The organism is bacterium (assembly GCA_021372515.1).
GTDB lineage: Bacteria > Gemmatimonadota > Glassbacteria > GWA2-58-10 > GWA2-58-10 > JAJFUG01.
Genome location: JAJFUG010000186.1, coordinates 1 through 5,744, shown reverse-complemented (window position 1 = coordinate 5,744; position 5,744 = coordinate 1). Strand labels below are relative to the sequence as shown.

The 5,744-nt window shown below is 68.1% G+C and carries 5 protein-coding genes; all 5 read right to left on the bottom strand.

Annotation, left to right across the window (positions count from 1 at the left end; all coding sequences use genetic code 11):
• Positions 1-2,601, bottom strand: a 2,601-nt coding sequence (locus tag LLH00_17115) for a DNA polymerase III subunit alpha (GenBank protein ID MCE5273001.1), incomplete at its 3' end; no start/stop codon positions are given.
• Positions 2,602-2,663: 62 nt separating this feature from the next.
• Entirely contained in the window at positions 2,664-3,545 is an 882-nt protein-coding gene (locus LLH00_17110; GenBank protein MCE5273000.1) for an alpha/beta hydrolase, read from the bottom strand.
• A gap of 51 nt (positions 3,546-3,596) precedes the next feature.
• Positions 3,597-4,481, bottom strand: a complete 885-nt coding sequence (locus tag LLH00_17105; GenBank protein ID MCE5272999.1) for an alpha/beta hydrolase — start codon at positions 4,479-4,481, stop codon at positions 3,597-3,599.
• 110 nt (positions 4,482-4,591) lie between these two features.
• Positions 4,592-5,113 carry a DinB family protein gene (locus LLH00_17100; GenBank protein ID MCE5272998.1) on the bottom strand — a complete coding sequence of 174 codons (522 nt, stop codon included), beginning with the start codon at positions 5,111-5,113 and terminating at the stop codon, positions 4,592-4,594.
• A 74-nt stretch (positions 5,114-5,187) separates the two neighbouring features.
• A complete protein-coding gene (locus LLH00_17095; protein MCE5272997.1) occupies positions 5,188-5,688 on the bottom strand; it encodes a nuclear transport factor 2 family protein in 501 nt (166 codons plus the stop codon).
• Between the last annotated feature and the right edge of the window lie 56 nt (positions 5,689-5,744).

Genomic DNA, 5,744 nt, shown 5'->3' with positions numbered 1-5,744 from the left:
GCCGCGCTCGAACAGCAGCTCCAGGCGCCAGAGCAGCTCCGGCCGGGTCAGCTCGAAACTGTCGAACGCCCCGCAGCGGACCAGGGTCTGCGCCTCGGCGTAGCCCGGACCGACCCGCCGGCAGTAGTCGGCCAGGGAGGTAAAAAAGCCCTCGACGGCCCGCGACTGAAGGGTCCGCTCCAGGGTGCGCCGGGTCAGGCCAGCGATCACGTTCAGGCCCACCCGCACCTGCCCAGCCGCCCCGCTGTACTCGATCCCGCTGCGGTTTACATCCGGCGGCAGGATCGCCAGACCCATGCGCCGCGCCTCCTCCAGGTAGGCCGAGGGGCCGTAGAACCCGCCGCCGTTGGCCAGCACCGCGGCCATGAACTCGGCCGGCCAGTGCACCTTGAGGTAGGCGCTCTGGAACGAGATGCGGGCGTAGGAGGCGCTGTGCGCCTTGCAGAACGCGTAGCCCGCGAAACTGCGTATCTGGCGCCAGATCTCCACGGCCGCAGCTCGTTCCACGCCGCGGGACACCGCCGCCTCGACAAACTGGCGCTCCAGGGCCTCCATCGCCTCGTGCGAGCGCAGCTTGCCGCTCATGGCGCGCCGCAGAAGGTCGGCCTGGCCCAGGCTCATCCCGGCGATGGCGTGCGCCACCCGGATCACGTCCTCCTGGTAGTCCATCACCCCGTAGGTCTCCCCCAGCAACTCCTTCAGCTTGGGGTGAAGGTACTCCACCGGGGCGCGCCCGCGGTGACGGTCCACGTACTGGGCCAGCATGCCGCTCTCGGCCACCCCGGGACGGATCACCGAGCTGGCCGCGGTCAGCTCCTCGAACGTGCGCACGCGCAGTTTCTCCAGGAGCTGGCGCATGGCCGGGCTTTCGATGTAGAAGCAGCCCATGGTCCGTCCGTGCGAGACCAGCCGCACCACCTCCGGGTCGGCGGCCAGGCGGTCGATGTCCTCCAGGTCCAGGCGCACGCCGTCGCGACGCTCCACCTGACGGGCCACCTCCTCGTTGACCGAGAGGGCGCGCTGCGACAGCAGGTCGATCTTGACCAGCCCCAGTTCCTCCACCGGAAACATGTCGTACTGTGTGACCACGAAACCCTTGGCCGAGCGGGCCAGGGGCACCAGGTCGGTCAGGGGGAACGGGGCGACCACGATCCCGCCGGCGTGCATGGACAGGTGGCGCGGGAACCCGGCCAGACGGCGCGCCAGGGAGATCACCGTGCGCCAGGGTTCCTCCTCAAGCGGAAGGGAGCGTGTCTCGGGCCACTTGGCGGCCAGCTCCTGCGGATCGGTAAGCGTGCGGCCGGGCATGATCCGGGTGAACCGCCCGATCTCCTCCGGCGGCAGGCCCAGGGCCTTGGCGGTCTCGCGGAACGCCAGGCGCGCGCTGAAAGTGACATAGGTGCAGATCATCGCCACCCGGTCGGCGCCGTAGGTGCGGTACACATACTCCAGCACCTCGTCGCGCCGCCGCCAGGAGAAATCCAGGTCGATGTCCGGGGGCGAGTGGCGTTCCGGGTTCAGGAAACGCTCGAAAAACAGGTTGTAGCGGATCGGGTCGACATCCGTGATGCCCAGGGCGTAGGCCACCAGGCTGTTGGCCGCCGAGCCGCGCCCGACCATGGGGATGCGCCGCCGGCGGGCAAAACGGGCGATGTCGGCCACGACCAGGAAATAAGGGCTGAAACCCTGGCGGTCGATCACCTCCAGCTCGCCGCGCAGGCGCTCCAGCACCGGGGCGGTGAGCGGGCGGTAGCGGCGGCAGGCCCCGCGGAACGCATTCTTGAGCAGAAGCGAGTAGGCGCTCTCGCCGTCGGGAAGGTGGAACTCCGGGAAGATCATCCGTCCCACGGGCAGCTCCACCCGGCACATCTCCGCCAGACGGGCCGCGTTGGCCAGGGCCTCGGGCCAGGCCGCCAGACGGCGCTCCATCTCGGCCGCCGGAGCGAGGAAAGCCCCCTCCGGGGCGCAGTCGCCCTCACGCAACGAGCCGGTGGTGCGGCCCAGGTCCATGGCACGCAGAAGGCGATGCAGGTCGTGGCCCTCCGGCCGGGCGAAAAACACTCCGCCCGTGGCCGCGCAGGGCAATCCGAGCCGCTCCGACAGCCCGGCGGTGCGCCTCAGCCGCTGCGCCACACCCTCCGCTCCGTCATGGCACAACTCGGCGTAGAGCATGCCCGCGGGCAGAGTGGCGGCAAGCTGCTGCAGAAGGTCCGGGTCGGCGCTGAGAACGAACATGCTCTCCGGCGCGCGGGCGGCCTCCTCGGCCAGGGCCCCGGCCAGGGAAAAGCCGCTCTCCAGGTGACGGGCCGTGACCAGGCGGCTCACCGCGGCGAACCCCGCCCGGTCGCGGGCCAGGACCAGGGCATCCGGTCCTGTCGCCCCCCGCTCCAGCGAGCCGGTCAGCACCGCGCCGAAAATCGGCCGGACACCTCGCTCGCGCGCCTTGCGCTGAAACGGCACCGCGGCGTAGAGGCCGTTTGTGTCGCTCAGGGCCAGGCTCTCCAGCCCGGCCGCCCGGGCGGCCTCCAGAAGCTCATCCAGGCTGGAGGCGCCGGCCAGCAGTGAGAAATTGCTGTGGCATCTGAGGTGGACAAAGCCCACGCCGTCGTTCCTTTCCCGTGCCCGGGCGCATGCGGGGCCGGGTCACGCGCCCCGCGCCCGATTCATTTCTTGAAATGCCGGTCCAGGAAGCTCTTCAGCGCCAGGGTGGTCGGCTCGAAATAGGGCGGGAAACTCATCCAGGTGTGGCCGGCGCCCTTCTCTGTGTACAGTTCCGCCTCCACCCCGGCCGCTTTGAGCGCGTCGACAAACTCCACGCTCTGGCTGTAGGGCACGGTCTTGTCCTGGTCGCCGTGCAGAAGGAGCATGGGCGGGTCGGTCCGGTCGATCCAGGTGGAGGGTGTGGCCAGACGGTAGGCCTCGGGGACCTCCAGGCTGTCGCCGCCCAGGAACGCCGGGATCGCGTCACTGTGGATCCCCGAGAACCGGCAGGCCGGGTTGAACGCCGCCACGAGCTGCACCCGGCTGGAATACCCGGCCCAGCCGCCCTGCCCCTCCAGCTCCGCCGCCCCTCCGCTCGTGCCCAGCAGAAGCGACAGGTGCCCGCCGGCCGATTCGCCGCTCACCGCGATCCGCTCCGGGTCCACCTTGTATTCTTTCGCTCCCACGGCCCGCATCCAGCGCACCGCGCACTTGCAGTCCTCAATCGCGGCCGGGAAGCGCGCCTCGCCGGAGAGCCTGTAATCGATGCAGACGCAGACATAGCCCTGGGTGGCCAGGTACATCGCCTGGCGCGAGAACTGCCCCGAATGCCCGGCGCGCCAGCCTCCCCCGTGAATGAACACCACCGCCGGGAACGGCCCCTCGCCAGTGGAGGGCTGGTACAGGTCGAGCCGGAGGTCATGGCCTCCGCCCTGGCCGTAGACCAGCCCCGCCTCGGTGTAGGCGGCCTGTTGCAGGGTTTTAAGGAAATCATCCGGGAAGGCCCGGCTGCAGACAGCGAGGCTCAGAACCAGAACTGCGGCTGCGATGGTCCGGGTTTGCATCTCTCCTCCGGGGGGCATAGGCCCGCTCAGTCGAGGCGGCCGGGGTGAGGTTCACTTGAAATGCCGGTCCAGGAAATTTTTAAGCGCCAGCGTGGTCGGCTCGAAATAGGGCGGCTGGCCGTACCAGGTGTGCCCGGTGCCCTTCTCGGTGTACAGCTCGGCCTCCACCCCGGCGGCTTTGAGCGCCTCGACGAAACGTTTAGGCTGGACGTAGGGCACCACTGTATCGGCATCCCCGTGCAGAAGGAGCATGGGCGGGTCGGATTTGTCCAGCCAGGTGGCGGGGGTGGCCAGGCGGTAGGCATCCGGGGCCTCCCGGCTGCTCCCGCCCAGGAACGCCCGCACCGACTCGTTCTCGAACCCGACAAACTCGCAGGCCGGGTTGAACGCCACGACCAGTTGCGCGCGGCTGGAATACCCGGCCCAGCCCCCGCTGCCCTCCAGCTCCGCAGCGCCTCCGCTCGTTCCCACGAGCAGGGCCAGGTGTCCCCCGGCCGAGCTTCCCGCCACCGCCACCCGCTCCGGGTCGGCATGGTAGTCCCGCGCGCCCACGGCCCGCATCCAGCGCAGGGCGCACTTGCAGTCCTCGATCGCGGCCGGGAACTGCGCCTCACCCGAAAGACGGTATTCGATGCTGGCGCAGACATACCCCTGGGTGGCCAGGTACATGGCCTGACGCGAGAACTGCCCCGGGTTGCCGGCGCGCCAGCCCCCGCCGTGGATGAACACCACCGCCGGGAACGGCCCCTCGCCGGCCCCGGAGGGACGGTAGAGGTCGAGGTGCAGCTCTCGCCCGCCGCCGTTGCCGTAGACCAACCCCGTCGTCACCGAGGCGGCCCGCCCCAGGGCGTCGAGCACCGCATCCTCCGCCGGAGCGCTCCCACAGAGTGAGAACACCAGTACGGCAACGCTCAGAGTCATAGCCCGCAGTTTCATAGCCCCTCCTGGCATGCAGCGGTTGATCGCAGTTCCGGCCCGGGCCGGAAAAAACGGAATCCGCTGAATTTTATGCAGGAAAGCGGCCGAAAGCACGCTTTATTTTCCGCTCAGCCCCAAAGGTGCATGGTGTTGACCGGACGGCCCTGCAATTTCAGGTAGTAGAACAACTGGGCCTTGTGCAGGTTCAAGTGATGCACCATCTGCAGGAAACGGTGGCCCAGCACATACTGAAGCTCATCCCAGCACGCCGGCGCGATCTGGTTGACAAGCTGCTCCTCACTGCAGCCGTCCAGTGTCCTGACCGCCAGGGCTTTGTCCTCAGCCAGCTTCGCTTTCGCCTCTTTCACGCTGCCGATCGAGGGCAGCTTTTCCGCCGGGGGCAACATCTCCTCGGGCGGGATATTGGCCAGGTCCACACCCTCGGGCAGCCCCCAATCGCCGGTGGCGAACCCGTGCATTCCGGCCCCGCAACTATTGGTCAGGTGCAGCAGCAACTGGCCCGTGGTCATCCAGTTGTTGGCCGCAGAGGGCTTCCACTCCAGATCGCAGCCCTCGGTCATGTCCATCAGCCCCTCGGTGGTGCGGTAGGCGCTTTCCAGCTCCAGGCGAAGCATTTCTTTCCACTGCATAAACTCCTCCTTGCAAGACGTTATTGTGGTTGGAATTTCCCCTTGAACCGTTTACAGCAGTCATAAAGCAGGCTTCATTTTCCGCCGGGATAGGGCGAGAACTGGTCGGCCACGGCCCACCAGCGTCCCTCCTGCCGCGCCAGGACAAACATGTCCCGCCCGGCCGCTTCCACCACCTGGCCCTCCGGCGTCTCCCAGCTCATATCGTAATAGTAGCTGATCACCGCCACCTCGCCCCCGCCCCAGAGCTGGACTTTCGCGCCGTGGGGGCTCCAGCGGGTGATCCGCACCGCCCGGGTGAACGCGCTCCAGCCCTCGACACAGGCCGCGCCGCTTTCGATGCGTTCGCGCTCGGAGGGGGTGATCGCCACCATCTCGGGGTGGAAAAATTCGGTCAGGCGCTCCGGGGCGCCCTCCACGGCCCAGGCGCGGTTGTAGGCCTCGAGGGTCGCAAGGGCCTCGGCTTTCAGTTTCTCACTGTCGATTTCCATAGTTTCTCCTTTCGTTTCCTCGGCGTTCAGCAGGATTGCAGCGGCTGCCACGGTGACAAAATCCCGGCGGGTGAGGCGGACCATGTTCGTTCTCCTGTCGGTGGAAAGGATTTACCGGCCCGGCATACCGTCCTTAATTC

Bases quoted from the DNA above. Each gene is read 5' to 3' on its own strand.
- LLH00_17100 (MCE5272998.1), bottom strand. From the start codon at position 5,113: ATGCAGTGGAAAGAAATGCTTCGCCTGGAGCTGGAAAGCGCCTACCGC.
- LLH00_17105 (MCE5272999.1), bottom strand. From the start codon at position 4,481: ATGAAACTGCGGGCTATGACTCTGAGCGTTGCCGTACTGGTGTTCTCA.
- LLH00_17110 (MCE5273000.1), bottom strand. From the start codon at position 3,545: ATGCAAACCCGGACCATCGCAGCCGCAGTTCTGGTTCTGAGCCTCGCT.
- LLH00_17095 (MCE5272997.1), bottom strand. From the start codon at position 5,688: ATGGTCCGCCTCACCCGCCGGGATTTTGTCACCGTGGCAGCCGCTGCA.